This window comes from Pedobacter sp. KLB.chiD (assembly GCF_047040275.1).
Lineage (GTDB): Bacteria > Bacteroidota > Bacteroidia > Sphingobacteriales > Sphingobacteriaceae > Pedobacter.
This window is the reverse complement of the sequence record NZ_CP178207.1, coordinates 4,769,638-4,788,138: the sequence shown is the minus strand read 5'-3', so window position 1 is coordinate 4,788,138 and position 18,501 is coordinate 4,769,638. Positions and strand designations below refer to the sequence as shown.

Annotated in this window: 17 protein-coding genes; 6 read left to right on the top strand and 11 right to left on the bottom strand. The window is 38.7% G+C overall.

Translation table 11 applies throughout. The features are described from left to right. The 5 genes from ACK1I8_RS19810 to ACK1I8_RS19790 all read right to left on the bottom strand — a co-directional run bounded on the left by ACK1I8_RS19810 (position 1) and on the right by ACK1I8_RS19790 (position 6,805). Positions 1-1,089, bottom strand: coding sequence for an acyltransferase family protein (locus tag ACK1I8_RS19810; RefSeq protein ID WP_412466998.1), 1,089 nt, complete (start codon positions 1,087-1,089; stop codon positions 1-3). Positions 1,090-1,410: 321 nt separating this feature from the next. Next, positions 1,411-4,482 (bottom strand): translation initiation factor IF-2, encoded by a 3,072-nt coding sequence (gene infB / locus ACK1I8_RS19805; protein ID WP_412466997.1) that lies wholly within the window; start codon positions 4,480-4,482, stop codon positions 1,411-1,413. A 59-nt stretch (positions 4,483-4,541) separates the two neighbouring features. Continuing rightward, entirely contained in the window at positions 4,542-5,786 is a 1,245-nt protein-coding gene (nusA, locus tag ACK1I8_RS19800; RefSeq protein ID WP_090503332.1) for a transcription termination factor NusA, read from the bottom strand. Position 5,787: 1 nt separating this feature from the next. Continuing rightward, positions 5,788-6,252, bottom strand: coding sequence for a ribosome assembly cofactor RimP (gene rimP, locus ACK1I8_RS19795; RefSeq protein ID WP_138819522.1), 465 nt, complete (start codon positions 6,250-6,252; stop codon positions 5,788-5,790). Positions 6,253-6,373: 121 nt separating this feature from the next. Beyond that, on the bottom strand, positions 6,374-6,805 hold the full coding sequence (locus ACK1I8_RS19790) for a hypothetical protein (RefSeq protein ID WP_412466996.1): 432 nt from the start codon (positions 6,803-6,805) through the stop codon (positions 6,374-6,376). 17 nt (positions 6,806-6,822) lie between these two features. Here ACK1I8_RS19790 and ACK1I8_RS19785 point away from each other — a divergent pair, with 17 nt between their 5' ends. Beyond that, the gene (locus ACK1I8_RS19785) at positions 6,823-7,167 is read left to right on the top strand and encodes a phage holin family protein (RefSeq protein ID WP_090503323.1); all 345 of its coding nucleotides are present in this window, start codon (positions 6,823-6,825) and stop codon (positions 7,165-7,167) included. A 63-nt stretch (positions 7,168-7,230) separates the two neighbouring features. Here the strand turns inward: ACK1I8_RS19785 and ACK1I8_RS19780 are convergent, their stop codons facing one another. From ACK1I8_RS19780 to panC, 4 genes are all read right to left on the bottom strand, one after another. Then, positions 7,231-8,370 carry an acyl-CoA dehydrogenase gene (locus ACK1I8_RS19780; protein WP_412466995.1) on the bottom strand — a complete coding sequence of 380 codons (1,140 nt, stop codon included), beginning with the start codon at positions 8,368-8,370 and terminating at the stop codon, positions 7,231-7,233. 412 nt (positions 8,371-8,782) lie between these two features. Then, positions 8,783-9,763 carry a lysylphosphatidylglycerol synthase transmembrane domain-containing protein gene (locus ACK1I8_RS19775; RefSeq protein WP_412466994.1) on the bottom strand — a complete coding sequence of 327 codons (981 nt, stop codon included), beginning with the start codon at positions 9,761-9,763 and terminating at the stop codon, positions 8,783-8,785. A 4-nt stretch (positions 9,764-9,767) separates the two neighbouring features. Beyond that, positions 9,768-10,118: an aspartate 1-decarboxylase gene (gene panD, locus ACK1I8_RS19770; protein ID WP_205057665.1), complete on the bottom strand. Its 351-nt coding sequence runs from the start codon at positions 10,116-10,118 to the stop codon at positions 9,768-9,770. A 120-nt stretch (positions 10,119-10,238) separates the two neighbouring features. After that, entirely contained in the window at positions 10,239-11,084 is an 846-nt protein-coding gene (gene panC, locus ACK1I8_RS19765) for a pantoate--beta-alanine ligase (RefSeq protein WP_412466993.1), read from the bottom strand. 150 nt (positions 11,085-11,234) lie between these two features. Here panC and ACK1I8_RS19760 point away from each other — a divergent pair, with 150 nt between their 5' ends. Next, the gene (locus ACK1I8_RS19760) at positions 11,235-12,059 is read left to right on the top strand and encodes a glycogen/starch synthase (RefSeq protein WP_412466992.1); all 825 of its coding nucleotides are present in this window, start codon (positions 11,235-11,237) and stop codon (positions 12,057-12,059) included. Positions 12,060-12,080: 21 nt separating this feature from the next. Further along, a complete protein-coding gene (locus tag ACK1I8_RS19755) occupies positions 12,081-13,517 on the top strand; it encodes a DUF4270 domain-containing protein (protein ID WP_412466991.1) in 1,437 nt (478 codons plus the stop codon). A gap of 131 nt (positions 13,518-13,648) precedes the next feature. Here ACK1I8_RS19755 and ACK1I8_RS19750 read toward each other — a convergent pair whose 3' ends face one another. Both ACK1I8_RS19750 and mutY read right to left on the bottom strand, forming a co-directional pair. Continuing rightward, positions 13,649-14,086, bottom strand: a complete 438-nt coding sequence (locus ACK1I8_RS19750; RefSeq protein ID WP_412466990.1) for a single-stranded DNA-binding protein — start codon at positions 14,084-14,086, stop codon at positions 13,649-13,651. A gap of 54 nt (positions 14,087-14,140) precedes the next feature. Beyond that, entirely contained in the window at positions 14,141-15,202 is a 1,062-nt protein-coding gene (mutY, locus tag ACK1I8_RS19745) for an A/G-specific adenine glycosylase (protein ID WP_412466989.1), read from the bottom strand. A gap of 170 nt (positions 15,203-15,372) precedes the next feature. Here mutY and ACK1I8_RS19740 point away from each other — a divergent pair, with 170 nt between their 5' ends. The 3 genes from ACK1I8_RS19740 to ACK1I8_RS19730 all read left to right on the top strand — a co-directional run bounded on the left by ACK1I8_RS19740 (position 15,373) and on the right by ACK1I8_RS19730 (position 18,397). Then, on the top strand, positions 15,373-15,675 hold the full coding sequence (locus ACK1I8_RS19740; protein WP_055909222.1) for an HU family DNA-binding protein: 303 nt from the start codon (positions 15,373-15,375) through the stop codon (positions 15,673-15,675). A gap of 10 nt (positions 15,676-15,685) precedes the next feature. Further along, entirely contained in the window at positions 15,686-16,564 is an 879-nt protein-coding gene (locus ACK1I8_RS19735) for a tetratricopeptide repeat protein (RefSeq protein WP_412466988.1), read from the top strand. 282 nt (positions 16,565-16,846) lie between these two features. Beyond that, on the top strand, positions 16,847-18,397 hold the full coding sequence (locus ACK1I8_RS19730; protein WP_412466987.1) for an Rne/Rng family ribonuclease: 1,551 nt from the start codon (positions 16,847-16,849) through the stop codon (positions 18,395-18,397). Positions 18,398-18,501 lie beyond the last annotated feature (104 nt).

The window sequence follows — 18,501 nt, the reverse complement described above, 5'->3', positions numbered from 1 at the left end:
TTATTGCCCAACAGTCCATCTCATTTTAGTTTTGATGATCAATGATGACAATAAATAACTAATTGAATAGGCCATGATAAATCTAATCATTAACAATACCGTATTTTCCCAAACGTTGTAATGTTGAACATCCAATTTTAATGGTTGAAAGATTAACGGTAAAAACCTTTCTATAATAATACTGTGTAGTAAATAGATTCCAAAAGTAGTTTCGCGGGGTTTAAGCCTGTCAAGCGTCTTGATATTTCCGATCTTTAACAAAACACCAAATGCCACGAATGAGTATATAATGTTGGATATCCTCAGTGTGTTATAGGCATCTTTACTTCCTAACTCAATCAAATGTACTGATTCCCAAATTCCCAGCACGAAGGTTAAAATTAATAGAAAAATCCATGTCAACCATCTGGTATCCTTGACAAACTTCACTACCAAAGTATAATATCGGTTTAAATACACCCCAAGCCATAGATAAAAAACAAAACCGAATAAGGCAGAAGTATGTGTAGTCTCAAACCAATTAAAATATAAATTAACACTATAAATGAGTGAAACGATTCCAAAGAGAATACCTAGCCAATAATTATACAGGTATTTTTTAAATACAAGCAATAGGGTAATACAGATTAAAAAATTAGGGATAAACCAATAAGGACTAAAAAATAATACCCTAAAGGTTAAATCGGATATGTAAGCTCTAAAATCTGTGAGCATTAATCCACCATCACTTCCTTTACTATAAGCTACCCACCTGTCTAACATCGTCAGGGCCAGATAAATAACAATCCAAAAAAGCCATGGACTTACTGTGTTTTTAAACCTATTTTTCAGGTATTGTCCTGCTGAATATTCCTGAAATTTATGATTTATCAAGAATCCGCCAATTAAGAAAAATGCTATTGTAGAAAATTTAAAAAACTGTATTACACCTGCTTCAAGAATAGTTGCGCCCATTGTATTGTACATTGGCGCCTGAACCAAATGACTATGTTCAAATACTATTCCCATCATCGAAATACACCTAATGGTATTAACAAAATCAAAATTCTTTTTTAAAGGCACCGTTTCCTTAGTTAATTCAGTATTCATTGATTGGTTATGTAAACGAACAAATATCCGTTAAAAAAAGAGTTCCTAATTAATTCAGAACTCTTTTAACATTTATGTATATAAAATATTACAGTTAATAATTGTAAGTTAAGATGTAGAATTTTACTCCCTCGCTTACATAGCCATCATATAATGTGTTGAGCGTTAAGATTTTCATGCTAATGATCTTTAGTAAAAATATCAGATATAGATATTTTAAATTAAGCTTAATATTAGCCGATATTTTTAAGATGAAAACTATTATGGGCAAAAAAAAGTGGCCTTTTTGAAGGCCACTTTAAATCATATTTATTAAACTAATTAAAGCTTTCTTGCAACTTCAACCTGTTCATAAGCTTCTACAATATCGCCAACTTCGATGTTGTTAAAGTTCTGGATATTTAAACCGCACTCATAACCTTTCGATACTTCTTTTACATCATCTTTAAAACGTTTCAATGAAGCCAGCTCACCGGTATAGATTACCACGCCATCGCGTACTACGCGGATTTTGCTGTTACGGGTAATTTTACCATCCAGTACCATACAACCTGCAATCGTACCCACTTTAGTGATTTTGAATGTTTCGCGGATCTCCACGTTAGCCACAATTTTCTCTTCAAATTCAGGATCTAACATACCCTCCATTGCCGATTTAATCTCATTGATCGCATCGTAAATGATAGAATATAAACGGATATCAATCTGCTCAGCTTCTGCCAGTTTACGTGCTCCAGTTGATGGACGAACCTGGAAACCAATGATAATGGCATCTGAAGCTGAGGCTAACAATACATCGGATTCTGAAATCTGACCAACACCTTTACTGATGATATTGATCTGGATCTGCTCGGTAGACAGTTTCAGTAATGAATCTGATAATGCTTCGATAGAACCATCCACATCACCTTTAACAATGATATTAAGTTCTTTAAAGTTACCGATTGCCAAACGACGGCCAATCTCATCTAAAGTAATGTGTTTCTGTGTACGTAAGCCCTGTTCACGTTGTAACTGCATCCGTTTGTTTGCGATATCACGTGCCTCGGTTTCACTTTCTAAAGCATTGAAACGATCACCCGCTGTAGGTGCTCCCTGCATACCCAAAACCTGTACGGGTTGTGATGGGCCTGCCGAATGAACTTTAGCACCACGCTCATTGGTTAGCGCTTTTACACGTCCGCTGTAGCTACCTGCCAAAATTGGATCTCCAACTTTTAAGGTACCACCCTGAACCAATACTGTAGTTACAATACCGCGTCCTTTATCTAATGCCGATTCGATTACCGTACCTGTAGCACGTTTATTCGGATTAGCTTTCAGTTCTAATAACTCAGCTTCTAACAATACCTTATCCAAAAGCAAATCAACATTTAAGCCACTTTTGCTTGAGATTTCCTGCGATTGGTATTTACCACCCCAATCTTCAACCAGGATATTCATTACCGATAATTGCTCACGTACTTTATCTGCATTGGCACCAGGCTTATCTACTTTTGTGAAAGCAAATACCAGTGGTACACCTGCTGCCTGTGCGTGGTTAATGGCCTCTTTTGTTTGAGGCATTACGGCATCATCCGCAGCAATAACAATAATGGCAATATCGGCTGCCTTGGCACCACGTGCACGCATCGCCGTAAAGGCTTCGTGACCTGGAGTATCTAAGAAAGTTACTTTTTTACCTGAAGGCGTAGTTACCATGTAGGCACCAATGTGCTGGGTAATACCGCCTGCCTCGCCAGCTACCACATTTGCTTTACGGATATAATCCAGCAAAGAGGTTTTACCGTGATCGACGTGTCCCATAATCGTTACGACCGGAGCTCTTTCAATTAAATCAGCCTCGTTATCTTCTTCCTCAATTACATTGTCCTCCTCTTCATCTGGTTTTATGAATTGAATTTCGTAACCAAACTCATCGGCAACGATGGTTAAGGTTTCAGCATCTAAACGTTGATTAATGGAAACAAACATACCCAGGCTCATACAAGTACCAATGATTTTGGTAACTGGTACATCCATCATGTTCGCTAACTCATTAGCGGTAACAAATTCTGTTACCTTTAATATTTTTGACTGTGATTCAAGCTCATTTGCTGCTTCCTCTGCATTGAATGCGACATCATCACGTTTCTGACGACGTAATTTAGCACGTTGTGCAAATTTACCAGATTTACCTGCACCGCTTAAACGGGCAAGTGTTGCTTTGATCTGATCTTGAATTTCTTTTTCAGTAGGTTCTTCTTTAGGTCCGCTCGGTGTAGCATTTCTATTTTGGAAACCTGGCCTGTTATTGTTATTTCTATTTCCCTGATAAGGCGTTCCACCCTGTCCGGCTGGCCTGTTACCTTGGTAAGGCGTACCACCACCTGGCCTGTTGCCCTGGTAAGGTTGACGCGGCTGACCTGGTGCACCACCCTGACCTGCGGGATTATGCTGTCCTTGCTGGCCCTGACCACCTTGCTGGCCTGGTTGTCCCGGCCCACCTGGGGTTTTCTTGCGTTTACGTTTACGTTTAGCCGCCTCACTATCGCTAGATGAAGCTACCGGAGCGTTTCTTCTATCCGGTGTTGTTGGTAAAACAATTTTACCAATAATGTTCGGACCTGTTAATTTAACGGTACGCGCTTTAATTACCTCAGGCTCGTTGCTTGCCGGTTTTGCCTCAGCTGGTTTTTCTTCGGCCTTAGGCTGTTCAACTGGTTTTACAGGCTCAGTTGTTTTAGCTACTGGTGTTTCTGCAGCTGGTGCTGATGCAACTGGAGTTTCTTCTTTTTTAACCTCAACCGGTTTTTCTTCCACTTTAGGCTGTTCTACCGGCTTTACAGGTTCTGGTGCTTTAGCTACCGTTGGCTCTGCAACAGGCGCTGACGCAACAGGTGTCTCCTCTTTTTTAGCCGGGCGTGTTTTCGGATTAAGATCGTTTAAGTCGATCTTTCCTACAATTTTAACCCCAGGTAATCCGGTTTCTTCAACTTTATTTTCTTTTACCGGCTCTACTGCTGCCGCAGGTGCTGGTGTTGGCGCTTCTACCTTAGGCGTTTCTACAGCCTTTGGCTTTTCTACCGGAGGGGTAAATGATTGAGCATTTTTAATTAAAATCTCCTCATTTTTCTCAAAGTCGGCATTTTTTTTCGGCGCTTCTACGGGCTTTTCAGTTTCAGGCTCGTCGCGACGTATTTTACCAATCACTATTTGTTTGGCTTCTTCTCTTACGATCTTATCTCCCTGATACTCTTTTAATAAGGCATTATACATCTCACCCGTAAGTTTAAACATAGGACTCTTCTCGGCAGAGAAGCCCTTTTTGTTTAAAAACTCAACGGCTGTACCCATGCCTATATTAAGTTCTTTAATAGCTTTAATTAAAATGATTGGTTTGTCGTCTGACATTTAGCTCCTGTTATTTTTTATAATAAAACAAAAGTAGTGTTTATTTGGCAATTACACCACTATTCAAATTCTGACTGTAAAATCTGAACCACTTCCTTAATGGTTTCTTCTTCTAAGTCGGTGCGTTTTACCAAATCTTCTACTGTAAGTGCTAAAACACTCTTAGCAGTATCGCACCCGATAGCCTTTAATTCATCAATGATCCAGCTATCAATCTCATCTGAGAATTCTTCTAAATCCACATCCTCGTCGCTTTCTTCCCCTGCTTCACGGTATACATCAATTTCATAACCGGTTAATTTACCAGCCAGTTTGATATTATGTCCGCCACGTCCGATGGCCAATGAAACCTGATCTGGTTTTAAGTAAACCGATGCATGTTTGGTTTCATCATCCAGTTTAATGGAAGTGATTTTAGCCGGACTCAGCGCGCGGGTAATGTATAATGAAATGTTATTAGTGAAGTTAATCACATCAATATTTTCGTTTTTCAACTCGCGAACGATTCCGTGGATACGTGATCCTTTCATCCCCACGCATGCTCCAACCGGATCAATACGGTCATCGTACGATTCAACCGCAACTTTGGCACGCTCTCCTGGTTCACGAACAATTTTTTTAATGGTAATTAAACCGTCGAAGATTTCCGGAACTTCCTGTTCGAACAGGCGTTGTAAAAATTCCGGTGCTGTTCTCGAAATAATAATTTTCGGATTCGCATTGATCATTTCCACCTTAGAGATTACTGCTCTTACAGAATCGCCTTTTTTGAAATAATCAGCAGGAATCTGCTCGGTTTTAGGCATTAAAAGTTCGTTACCTTCATCATCTAAAACCAATGTTTCTTTCTTCCAAACCTGATAAACCTCGCCGGTTACAATTTCACCAACACGATCTTTGTATTTTTTGAAAATTTCATCTTTCTCTAATTCCAATACTTTAGAAACGAGTGTTTGGCGTGCTGCTAAGATTGCTCTGCGACCGAAGCTTTCTAAAGTAATCTGCTCAATATAATCATCACCAACTTCTAAAGTCGGGTCAAGTTTGTGTACATCAGCAAGTTCGATCTCTAAATCATCATCCTCAGAAAATCCATCCTCCATCACTTTTCTCGTTCTCCAGATCTCTAAATCCCCATTATCAGGATTCACAATAACATCACAGTTTTCGTCTGTTCCGTATTTTTTACGCAACATGCTACGAAAAACTTCTTCCAGCACACTGATCACCGTTGGGCGATCTATATTTTTGAAATCCTTAAACTCTTGAAAAGAGTCGATCAAATTAATTGTTGTAGTACTCATTTTACTTAAATGAAATTAACACACTTGTTTCTAATATATCATTAAACGGAACATCTGTCTGAATTGCTACCGCCTTTTTCCCTTTTTCTTTAACCGATTCTTCAATCAGCAGATTGTTTTCTGTAACCGCCAGCAGTTTTCCTTCTTTTTTTAATCCTTCTTTTAGCTTAATGCTCACCGTACGGCCAACATTTTTATTGTATTGACGGATTAATTTTAAAGGCTCGCCAACACCTGGCGAAGAAACTTCTAAATTATAAGCCTGTTCTATTGCATTTTCCTCTTCTAGATGAAAACCAACATGCCTGCTTATGGCTACACAATCCTGTATGCTAATACCTTCGTCGCCATCAACATGAATGATCAGTTTATTGTTTGGCAACATTTTCACTTCAACCAAAAACAGTTCTGGCCGATCTGCAATTTTTTCCTCTACGAGGGCTGCAACTCTCTTTTCTACCTGCATATTTTAACCTGATTTCATAGAAAAAGGGGACATTGTCCCCTTCTCTTTTCTTCGATTACGATGCAAATGTAGTAATTTTTTACAAAAAATCAAACACCTGCACCAATTATTATGCTGATTATTACCGTTTAAGTGTTTGCTGCTGTGCTTTTAAGTTCTGCCTGCCCTTTCCGGTAACCAGATCTCCAACAGTGGCAAATTTTACCCCAATGTAACTTTCTACCTGATATTCCTTTCCTTTTACAAAAGGCTGATCTGGAATAAATACCAGAGAATCGCCTAATATTTTGATCCTTCCGGGAACTTCTTGCTCATCCTGAATACTATCCAGATCACCAGGCTTGATCAAGACAGAGATCATCTCAACCGTATCTGATTTATGCTGATAGGCATTTTTTACCTGCAAGAGACTCGCCTCATCTATATTTTTTATGATGATCGAAGTACTATCTCCGGAAAACTTAATCACCGGTTTCTTGTTTCTATTCGAACATGAAAACATGAATATGGAAATCCATACGATAACCGAATAGGTATAACAGTGTTTAAACATTTACAAAAATAACAATTATGAGATTTATTATTGAAATCCTGCTAACAGGACTGGCGTTTTTTATAGGCGCAAAATTGGTGCCCGGGGTAAGTATCGATGGCTTCGGAAATGCCATTATCGCTTCAGTGCTGATTGCACTTGCAAATGCAACAATCGGCTTTATCCTAAGGCTATTAACCTTTCCAATCAATTTCTTAACCTTGGGGCTGGTATCATTCATCATCACCGTATTGATGATTTTACTGGTTGATAACATGATGACTTCCTTCAATACTTCGGGCTTTATTGCGGCAGCATTTTTAGCGATTGTTGTTGCTTTGATTAAGGCAATATTTAGCGCTGTTGCCGGAGAGAAGGAATAAGTTGGGGGTTTTGAGTTAAGAGTTTGGACTAATGACTCCAAACTCCCAACTCCAAGCTCAAAACTAACGAATCACTTCTCTTGAGATTACCATTTTCTGGATCTCAGATGTACCTTCATAAATCTGGGTGATTTTAGCATCGCGCATTAAACGTTCCACATGGTATTCCTTCACAAAACCATAACCACCATGTACCTGTACGGCTTCGATGGTAACATCCATGGCTACTTTTGACGCATAAAGTTTTGCCATAGAACCTGCCTGGGTGTAAGGCAAACCCTGATCTTTTAGCCAGGCAGCCTTATAAACCAACAGCCTTGCCGCTTCTATCTGCGTAGCCATATCGGCCAGCTTAAAAGCAATAGCCTGATGTTCAGCAATCGGTTTCCCGAACGATTTACGTTCTTTGGCATATTGTGTGGCCAGCTCAAAAGCACCCTGCGCAATGCCCAAAGCCTGTGCAGCAATACCAATCCTCCCCCCTTCTAAGGTCTTCATGGCAAATTTGAACCCGAAACCATCTTCACCAATCCTGTTCTCTTTTGGCACTTTAACGTCATTAAACATCAATGAATGGGTATCGGATCCACGGATGCCCAGTTTATTTTCTTTTGGCCCAACCGTAAAACCTTCCATTCCTTTCTCTACAATAAAAGCGTTTATACCTTTATGTTTTAATTCGGGATGGGTTTGTGCAATAACCAGGTAAGTGGATGCGGTACTTCCATTGGTAATCCAGTTTTTTGTACCGTTAAGCAGATAATAATCTCCTTTATCTTCGGCTGTGGTACGTTGCGAGGTGGCATCAGACCCTGCTTCGGGCTCTGACAAACAGAAAGCGCCTATTTTTTCGCCAGCGGCCAGGGGCTTTAGATATTTTTCCTTTTGCGCTTCACTGCCGTAGGCTTCTAATCCATAACAAACCAAAGAATTATTTACCGAAACCACTACAGATGCAGAAGCATCTATTTTAGAAAGCTCTTCCATTACCAGAACGTAAGAAATGGCATCGAGTCCGCTTCCATTATATTTTTCGCTCACCATCATCCCCAGAAAACCAAGTTCTCCGAGTTTTTTTATCTGCTCGGCCGGAAATTTCTGCTGTTCATCTCTTTCAATTACACCAGGCTTTAATTCTTGCTGTGCGAAATCGCGGGCAGCCTGCTGAATCATTAATTGTTCTTCACTTAATTCAAAATGCATAACATTTATGTATAAAAGGTTGGTAAATCAAATGTAGTATTTCTGATCGAAATTACTATGGCTGCATAGTAATTATTTTTAACCTGAGCTGTTTGATATGATCTAGATTACACTCAAGTTAAGCCAATACCTTTCATTTTTTTGGAAAGCAAGAGCAATAACTTCGTTTCGATAGCCCTGCCCTCTGCTTTATCAGGTGAAAAAGAAGATAACGCTGTCGGTCAGGTTTATTAAACAAAAGCCCTACAACCATTAAGCTTCCTGAATCAGCATAACGGTAGCTCCAGATTTATTTGCTTATGCCGCGTACGCTAATGGCGGAAAAAGCATCTTTTTTGACTGTCAATCCTGAATATAGCAGAAGGGCAAGGTAAAAGATATAGCGAACAGCGTACTGATACGCCCTCAAAAATTATTTACCTGCTTTCCTAGTTAAAATGAGACATAGGCTCAAACTTCCTAAAACAAGAATAAGTAGTACCTGAGAGGAGTGAATGATAGTAGAATAGGCCAGTCCATCTTTAAAGGATATGCCATACAATATCAATGACTGCGCAACCATCCAATGAAAAACACCAATACCACCCTGAACAGGCGCTGCCATAGCAAAGCCCGAGAAAACAATTGCTGTAAATGCAGCATTAAAATGTAAACCGGTAGTACTTGGAATGGAAGAAAAAGCAAAATACATGGAAAGCAAGTAGAAAAACCAAATACCCAGGGTGTAGGTTAGGAACAAACCTTTTTGTTTCAGCTTACTGTAAGAGCCAAATCCCTGGCGGAGATTTACAAAAATACGCAGGAATTTTTTACTAAATTTTTGACGGAGAAAATAGACGGCAATAACGGTGAACAGCAGGATCAAAACGCCTATGCCAATTAACCACCAATAGTTAACCGTACTTAATTTTTTAGTCACATTGAGATATATGGTTTGATAAAGAAAGTCGGCTACGCTATCATATTGAAAAATCAGCATGGCCAAACTGGTCAGAAGCAGCATCAATATATCGAACAGCCGTTCTGTTATGACAGTTCCGATAGAAGCAAACATAGGTACTTTTGCGGCTTTATGGACAACCGAGCAGCGACCAATTTCGCCAAATCGTGGCAAAGCAAGATTGGCCAGATAACCAATCATTACGGCGTGGTACGCATGCCAAAAACTTACATTGTAATGGATAGATTGATATAACATTTGCCAGCGTAACGCCCGCAACATATGTGCAATTAAAACAGCGATGGCAGAAATAACGACCCAAAAATAATTAGCCGTTTTAATTTCCTCCCAAATCTTTTCTAAATCCTGACCCCGGAAAGCTAAACATAACACGCCTATCCCTATTAAAAACAGGATGATAAATTTTAGCGCTGTTTTGAGGTCGAATGTCACAAAGTTATTTTAGCAAATGATTATTATCGTCAGGAAAAACCAGTATCGGATTATATTTTTTAGCCTCTTCTATCGGCAATGAGCCGTATGACATGATGATGAGCACATCACCTAGTTGAGCCAAACGTGCTGTGGCGCCATTTAAGCAAATGGTCCCCGTTCCGCGCTCACCTTTAATTACATAGGTTTCGAAACGTGCGCCATTATTATTATTTACAATCTGCACCTTTTCATTAGCAATAATGTTAGCCGCATCCATCAAATCCTCATCTATCGTAATACTGCCTACATAATTCAATTCGGCTTGTGTTACCCTAACACGGTGTATTTTCGATTTTAATATTGTAATAACCATTTGGCAAAGTTAGTAATCAGTTCGGAGTTTACACTAAAGGAAGGTGTAATATGGAAAATGGATGATGGAAAACAGGCCATGGACCATATAAATCATCCATCTTACCCATTCCATTTTACATCATTTTATAATCATATTATCGATCAATCTTGTTGAGCCTACTTTTGCAGCAACCAGGACAACCAGGTTATCTTCATCTTTTGATTTGGCTGGTTCGAGTGTATTGCCATTGGCAATGGTAAAATAATCAAGTTCTACTCCATCGATATTATGGTAGAATGCTTTAGCCTTACTTTCTAATTCCCGCAAAGAGTACTCATTAAAATGATCGATCACAAACTGCAACGATCTACTTAATACTAATGAGTGTTTTCGGTCTACAGCAGATAAGTGGATATTCCGGCTGCTCATGGCTAAACCATCATCCTCACGGATAATCGGGCAGGTTATAATGATGATGGGCAGTTTAAAATAGGCCAGCATATTTCTGATCATCAATACCTGCTGGAAATCTTTTTGTCCGAACATCGCCACATCAGGCTCTACAGCATCAAACAGCTTTTTTACAATCTGCGTTACGCCCTGATAATGGCCTTTCCTAAATTCGCCTTCCAACAGAAATTCGGCTTTGCCTAAATCAATATGCCATGCCTCATCAGCACCAGTCGGGTACATTTCTTCAACATTGGGCATAAACACGGCATTACAGCCGGCATCAGCCAGCATGGCCAGATCATGTTCAATGGGGCGTGGATATTTTTCCAGATCTTTAGGATCGGTAAACTGTGTAGGATTTACAAAAATACTGCAAATAATGATATCTGCATTCTGCTGGGCCAGTTTGATCAATGAGATATGGCCATTGTGCAGGGCACCCATGGTAGGCACCAATGCTATTTTTTTAGCTGATGCCTTTAACGGCTGCAAAAAAGCCTTAAGCGCTGCTTTGGTTTTAAATATTTCCAATTTTGGACAATCTAAATTAAAGCCGTAAAGGTGTAAATTAATCTAAATGAAACCAAACAAATGCTTGCTATATTGATAAATAGTATTATTATGCTTACCTTTGCAGCTCATTATCTTTTATTTAACTTAATATTTTCTTAAAATATGGAGATGGCAAAAACGAAGCTGCTGATTGTTACACACGAGATGTCGCCTTTCCTCGAGCTTACTAAAATTTCTGAAATTACGCGCCAATTGCCACAGGCTATGCAAGAAAAAGGATTCGAAATCCGCATCTTGATGCCAAAATTCGGCAATATCAACGAAAGAAGAAATCGTTTACATGAAGTAATACGCTTATCGGGAATGAACATCATTATTGACGACAATGATAACCCTTTAATCATTAAAGTAGCCTCCATCCCAGCTGCACGCATGCAGGTTTATTTCTTAGACAATGAAGAATATTTCCAACGCAAGCAGGTATTTAGAGATGCCAGCGGAAAATTTTTCGATGATAACGATGAACGTACGATTTTCTTCTGCAAGGGTGCATTAGAAACGGTTAAAAAATTAGGCTGGGCACCAGATATTGTTCACTGCCATGGCTGGATGAGCGCTTTGGTTCCTGCTTACATTAAAACTACCTACAAAAACGACCCTACCTTTAAGAATTCCAAAGTTGTGTATTCTGTTTATGAGGATGGTTTTACAGAAAAATTGAATACCAGTTTTGCTACTAAGGCAGTAATGGCTAATATGACGGAAGATGACACCAAAGCATTTTTACCATCTGATTGCGACAGCATGCACATCGGCGCCATAACCCACTCAGATGCAGTGGTTTTAGGCGATGAAAACCTGAGCAAAGATGTGTTAAAATTTGTTAAAGATTCCAATAAGCCAACATTAGCTTTTAACTTAACCGAGAATTTTGAAAACTTCTATAGCTTTTATGAAGAAATTTCAAATGATGAATTGGTTTCAGTAGCTTAATCAGGTATTATTATTTTAAATATGAAATTTACAAAACAAGACTTATTAACCCTGTTGATAGGTCTTTTTCTTTTTGCATCATGTAAAAACCCCGATGGTGTTGGTTTAGATGTTGATCCTAATACGGCCATTACCGGAACTTTAGTGGTATCCCCTGTTACCACACAACTGGTACCAGAAACGGCCGCTAACACCTCAGGTTTAAACCGCTATCCACTAGGTTATATGACTGATCCTGTTTTTGGTAAAACAGAAGCTGGTATAGCGATGACCGTTTACCCGGTGAGTACCAGTTACGACTTCGGCACCTCACCTCAACTTGATTCAGCCGTTTTAGTCTTAAAATTTGACGAATCCAGTACATTGACCAAATTTTACGGCGATACCACCAATTCTAAATACAGTATCGATGTATTTCAATTGGCCAATAAAGTAACAACTTATAAAAGTTCGGATGTTCAGGCTATCAATAATACCTTACTTGGAAATTTTACAGGCAGATTGGCACCAAATACCAAAACAAAGGTATACGATATTGTAGCAGGCAAAGCAGATACTTTGAAAACTGTACCAGCGCAGATCAGGATACCCTTAAACAAGGCATTTATACAAAATGCTATACTTAACCAGGGTACCGCAGGAACCGCGACAGAAAGCAAGTTTATAGAATCGTTTAAAGGCTTGTATGCACAGGTTAATAAAACATCTTCTACAGGTGTTGGCGGCATTGCCTTCTTTAACTTTTCAGGAACCGATTCTTACCTGCAACTCGTTTGGAAAAAAACAAACACTTCAAACGGTGTAGATACTACAAGTGTAAATTTCCCTATCGGAAAGCTGGTTCAGAACGCTAGCGGAGGTTCTTCAATTTCAGGTGTAGCCGCCACTATTAAACATGATTACACCGGTACAGAAATACAGAAACAAATTGATGTTCCGACTCCGGCGGATCCTGCCCAACAATATAGTGTAACTTATTTACAGGGCTTAGCTGGCGTAAAAACAAAAATAAAGTTTCCTGAATTAACAAAGTTTACCAGTATTTACGGAAAAGCAATTATCAATAAGGCGGAATTGGTTGTAGAAATTGGAGAGAATGCACCGGCATATCCTTTTAATGCTGCTCAGCGGATTTCGCTATATCGCTGGGATATTGCACAGCAACCTGCAAACATACCTGATTACACAACATTTTCAAGTAGCACTTCTGGCGGTGCTGCACTTTTTGGCGGTTATTTCGATTCGCTAAAGAAACGCTACATTTTTATCATAACCAGTTATGTGCAAAGCCTGATTGATAAAAATATGGAAGATTACGGTACATTTTTGGCGCCTACATCTTACACGGATTTCCAGATAGTTCCTAGCGCTACTTCTGCTGAAAGATCAATTATTGGTGCCAGCAACGCCACTACAAACAAGATCAAGCTAAATATATATTATACAAAGATTAATTGATGATTTTAAGTTAATCATCAGAAACTCCTGCCCCTTACCGGCAGGAGTTTTTTGCTTAAATTCGAAAAATAAGCGCATAAAAAAAGCTACTTCTCATCAGGTAGCTTATTAAAATTACATTAAACTCTTAATTAAAATGGAAGATCGCCGTTTTCATCCGATGGGCCAATTGTAAATTCATCATCAATTTTAGTTTCAGTATTTTGATGTGCAGGGGTGGTTGAATTTTGCTCAAAATCACTTTTTCTGCCCAACATTGTAAAGTTTTCGGCCACAATTTCGGTTACGTATTTTTTAACCTTTTCTTTATCTTCAAAGGATCTTGTTCTTAGTTTGCCTTCTATGTAAACCAGTTTCCCTTTTTGCAGGTATTTGGAAGCTACTTCGGCCAATCCTCGCCATAACACGATATTGTGCCACTCTGTTTGCTCCACTCTTTTGCCGTCTTTGTTGTATGTTTCCGATGTAGCTAATGGAAAGCTGGCGACTGTTACACCACCGTCTAAATGCCGCACTTCAGGGTCTTTGCCTAAGTGGCCTACTAAAATAACTTTGTTAATCCCAGACATAAATATTTTTGGTTAGTTGTTTTCTTTTGCAAATACATCAGATAAGACGGTTAGTTATTCCATTTTACCCTGATAAAAGTATTCCTGAACAAAATCATGAATTACTTTTGGCTGCGGCAAATCATCTAATTTAATTAATGAAACCCAATTAAGTTGCTTTTGTTTATTAAAGTTAAATATATAATTTTTTAATGCAAAAAATTGTAAATGGATTATTTGGTGAGTTAGTATATGCTTTTTAGCGCTTATCAAACTAAATTCAGCATGATCTCCAAATACGGATTTCACCTGATCGATAAATAACGAATTGCTCCACTCGTATTTTTCAGGCGTTTCTATACTCGGGAAATCATATAAATGTTGCCATACATCTCCCGCCTGCCTTTCCCTAACCAATACCTGCTCACCTTCCAAACAAATAAAGTAATTGATATACCGATGTTTTTGTTCGGCCTTGCGGATTTTAACAGGCAGTGCATTTACCTGGCCGTGGTTAAAGGCATAACAGTCCTGACGGAGCGGACAAATGCCGCAATTAGGCGATTTTGGCTTGCACTGCATGGCGCCAAACTCCATAATAGCCTGATTATACAAGGCAGGGTCTTCTTTATAAAGCAAATTGTTGGCCAGTGCATAAAATTCTTTTTTACCGGCAGGGCTGTTTATCGGGGTAGCCAAACCGAAAAACCTGGAGAGTACCCTAAATACATTTCCATCTACTACCGCCCGGGCTTCTCCTGATGAAAATGACGAGATCGCAGCAGCAGTATATTCACCTATTCCTTTTAATTTGATAAGCTCATCATGCAGATTCGGGAAGATTCCACCGTAATCTTTTAGCACAGTCTGAGCGGTTGCATGCATATTTCTTCCCCTCGAATAATAACCAAGGCCTTGCCAAAGCTTTAAAACCCTGGCTTCGGTAGCGCCGGCAAAATCTGCAACTGTAGGAAAATTTTCCAGAAACCGATTAAAGTACGGAAGGCCCTGCTCTACCCTTGTTTGTTGCAATATAACCTCTGATAACCAGATGGTATAGGCATCATTGGTATGTCTCCAGGGCAAATCTCTTTTATTGACGCGGTACCACTGGATGAGTTCATTTTGAAATGTCATTAATGCAAATTACGGTCTATTTATCCAATTAAAAAAAAACTTGCAATAGCCTGATAAGTCTGGCGATAAAAAAATCATCTTTTATTTCCCTATCTCATTAAAAAGCAATACTTTTGCAACCCCAAAACAGCAGTAATATTAAAACATAATAATATAATAAATAATAAAATATGACTAAGGCAGATATTATTTCAGAAATATCAACAAAAACCGGAATTGAGAAGGTTGATGTACAGGAAACAGTTGAGGCATTTTTCAAGGTTATCAAAACCAGCATGATTGGCGGGGAAAATGTATACGTTAGAGGCTTCGGGAGCTTTGTTGTTAAAAAGAGAGCGCAAAAAACTGCGAGAAATATCTCAAAAAACACTGCAATAATCATCCCTGAACACTTCGTTCCTAGCTTTAAACCAGCAAAAGTATTTGTTGATAAAGTGAAAAGTAATTCAAAAAAAATTAAAGTAGAAGCCTAAGTCTTAATATATGAATAGCAACATCAGATCAAAACAAACCATTGTTATTGGAGCGATTGTATTGCTTGTTGCATTCTTATTTACAAGAGACATTAAGGGTTTAGTTAAACCAACGGAAGAAAATGGGAAAATGCCTTCAAGTGGCCAGATGGCCGGAGCAACTTCTCCTTCATCAGCATCGGTATTAAACCTTGAAACTTCATCTACTGCTGCAAAAAATGTGATCAACAAGAATTTGGCTACAGATATTACGGCTTTAGAAAACAGCTATAAAGGCGCACACGGAGCAGAAAAGATCGAACTTGCCAAACAATTAGCCCAGAAATGGGATGATGTTGAACAGATTACACCTTCTGCACTGTATTTAGAAGTTGTAGCCGAAGGCGAACCATCAACAAAATCGTGGTTAGCTGCCGGAAATCAATTTATAAAGGCTTTTGAAAGCACACAGGATAGCTTAGCGCAGCCTGCTTTATTGCAGAAAGCCAATCTGTCTTACAAAAACGCATTAGAGAAAGACTCTACAAACATTGAAGCCAAAACAGGCTTAGGTGTAACAATAGTGAACGGCTTGGGCGCGCCAATGCAAGGCATTGCAATGTTGCTGGAAGTTGTGGCTAAAGAACCTAAAAATGTAAAGGCCAATATGAATTTAGGATTGTTCTCGATAAAATCAGGTCAGTTTGACAAGGCAATTCCCCGTTTTAAAACGGTAATTGCTACAGCTCCAACCCCTGAAGCCTATTTTTATCTGGGAACAGCTTTAGAAAATTTAGGCAGAAATAAAGAAGCAGTAGATGCTTACCTATCAAGCAAAAAATTAGCGGCTAACCCAACCTTATCTTCTTTCATTGATAAGAAGGTGGCTGAACTAAAGAATAAAAATTAATTAACAGGATTAATAAAAACATTTAAAACTTAAAACTATGCCAAGCGGTAAAAAAAGAAAGAGACATAAAATGGCTACCCACAAACGTAAAAAACGTTTAAGAAAAAACAGACATAAGAAAAAATAGTTTCTTATTTTGATTAAGCCAGTTAAACCTCATAGCAAACGCTGTGAGGTTTAAACAATTTATACGTTTTTTTAAAATTGTATATGTTTTTGGCTACGTCAATGTTTTATTTACTATCCATTTGTTAATAGGCGAAAGCCTTAAATCTGTAGCTGTTGGTAAAAGAATTAATTATCAATTCGACTCCTGCCGGAGTTACCATAGCGTTGATTGAAGACAAACAACTTGTTGAGCTTCACAAAGAACAAATCAATACTAATTATGCCGTAGGCGATATTTATTTAGGCCGCATTAAAAAAATTATGCCGGGTCTGAATGCTGCTTTCGTGGATGTTGGTTATGAAAAAGATGCGTTTTTGCATTACTTTGATCTGGGCCCTCAGGTGCAATCTTTAATTAAGCTAACGAAGATCAAGCGTAATGGCTCGGTTACAGGCACATTATTAGATAATTTAAAGCTCGAAGCTGATATTAATAAGGCAGGCAAAATTTCTGATGTGCTTAGTAAAAACATGCTCCTTCCTGTACAAATTGCCAAAGAACCAATTTCTACAAAAGGTCCGCGTTTAAGTTCCGACATTTCGATTGCCGGCAGGTATGTGGTACTGGTGCCATTCTCCAATACCATATCTGTATCAAAAAAAATTAAAAGTAATACCGAGCGTAATCGATTAAAAAAGATTATTGAAAGTATTAAGCCTCAAAATTTTGGGGTCATTATCAGAACCGTTTCTGAAGGCAGGGGGGTTGCCGAAATGCAAAAAGATCTTTTGGATCTGATTGCTAAATGGGAGAACTTCATAAAAAAAATGCCATCTACCGAACCTTCAAAAAGAGTTTGGGGAGAAATGGACAGATCATCAACGTTAATCCGTGATATTCTGAACCCTGATTTTACAAATGTTTACGTCAGTACTCCAGATCTGTACGATGATATCCGGTCTTATGTTCACGATATTTCTCCAGAAATGGAAAAAATCGTTAAACTTTACAAACAGAAAGAACCGATATTTGATCACTTTGGTATAGAAAAGCAGATTAAAAATGCTTTCGGAAAAACAGTAAACCTACCAGGTGGTGCTTATTTAGTTGTTGAGCATACCGAAGCACTCCACGTAATAGACGTAAACAGTGGAAACCGTACTGCCAGTAAAGAAAATCAGGAAGAGAATGCTTTACAGGTAAATAAAGAGGCGGCCAAAGAAATTGCCCGTCAACTGCGCCTGCGCGATATGGGCGGTATTGTGGTTATCGATTTTATCGATATGCACAAACCAACAAACCGTAAAATACTATTCGATTATTTGCGTGAGCTGATGTTATTGGATAGAGCCAAACATACTATTTTGCCTCCAAGCAAATTTGGTTTGGTACAAATTACCAGACAACGTGTTCGTCCGGAAATGAATATTGTTACGGTAGAAAAATGCCCGACCTGCGATGGGACCGGGGAAATTAAAGCGAGTATCGTTTTAATGGATGATATTGAAAACAACCTTAATTATATTTTAAGAGAGCAGAATGAAAAAGGTGTAACGCTCTGTGTACATCCTTATATCGAAGCTTATATTACAAAAGGCATTTTCAACCTTCAACGCCGCTGGTTCTTTAAATACGGCCAGTGGATTAAAGTTAAAGCGCAATCATCTTATCATTTAACTGAGTTCCACTTTATCTCTGCTAAAGACGAAGAGATTAAACTGTAACTGAAAAAATTAACTGAAAGCCTGGATCGGATCCAGGCTTTTTTGCTTTATACTGGCTGGGAAGTGCTATTATGATTTTCTTTTGGTAGATTATAATTTACAAT

Coding starts and splice junctions, on each gene's coding strand:
- ACK1I8_RS19810 (WP_412466998.1), bottom strand. CDS start 1,089: ATGAATACTGAATTAACTAAGGAAACGGTGCCTTTAAAAAAGAATTTT.
- infB (WP_412466997.1), bottom strand. CDS start 4,482: ATGTCAGACGACAAACCAATCATTTTAATTAAAGCTATTAAAGAACTT.
- nusA (WP_090503332.1), bottom strand. CDS start 5,786: ATGAGTACTACAACAATTAATTTGATCGACTCTTTTCAAGAGTTTAAG.
- rimP (WP_138819522.1), bottom strand. CDS start 6,252: ATGCAGGTAGAAAAGAGAGTTGCAGCCCTCGTAGAGGAAAAAATTGCA.
- ACK1I8_RS19790 (WP_412466996.1), bottom strand. CDS start 6,805: ATGTTTAAACACTGTTATACCTATTCGGTTATCGTATGGATTTCCATA.
- ACK1I8_RS19785 (WP_090503323.1), top strand. CDS start 6,823: ATGAGATTTATTATTGAAATCCTGCTAACAGGACTGGCGTTTTTTATA.
- ACK1I8_RS19780 (WP_412466995.1), bottom strand. CDS start 8,370: ATGCATTTTGAATTAAGTGAAGAACAATTAATGATTCAGCAGGCTGCC.
- panD (WP_205057665.1), bottom strand. CDS start 10,118: ATGGTTATTACAATATTAAAATCGAAAATACACCGTGTTAGGGTAACA.
- ACK1I8_RS19760 (WP_412466992.1), top strand. CDS start 11,235: ATGGCAAAAACGAAGCTGCTGATTGTTACACACGAGATGTCGCCTTTC.
- ACK1I8_RS19755 (WP_412466991.1), top strand. CDS start 12,081: ATGAAATTTACAAAACAAGACTTATTAACCCTGTTGATAGGTCTTTTT.
- ACK1I8_RS19750 (WP_412466990.1), bottom strand. CDS start 14,086: ATGTCTGGGATTAACAAAGTTATTTTAGTAGGCCACTTAGGCAAAGAC.
- mutY (WP_412466989.1), bottom strand. CDS start 15,202: ATGACATTTCAAAATGAACTCATCCAGTGGTACCGCGTCAATAAAAGA.
- ACK1I8_RS19740 (WP_055909222.1), top strand. CDS start 15,373: ATGACTAAGGCAGATATTATTTCAGAAATATCAACAAAAACCGGAATT.
- ACK1I8_RS19735 (WP_412466988.1), top strand. CDS start 15,686: ATGAATAGCAACATCAGATCAAAACAAACCATTGTTATTGGAGCGATT.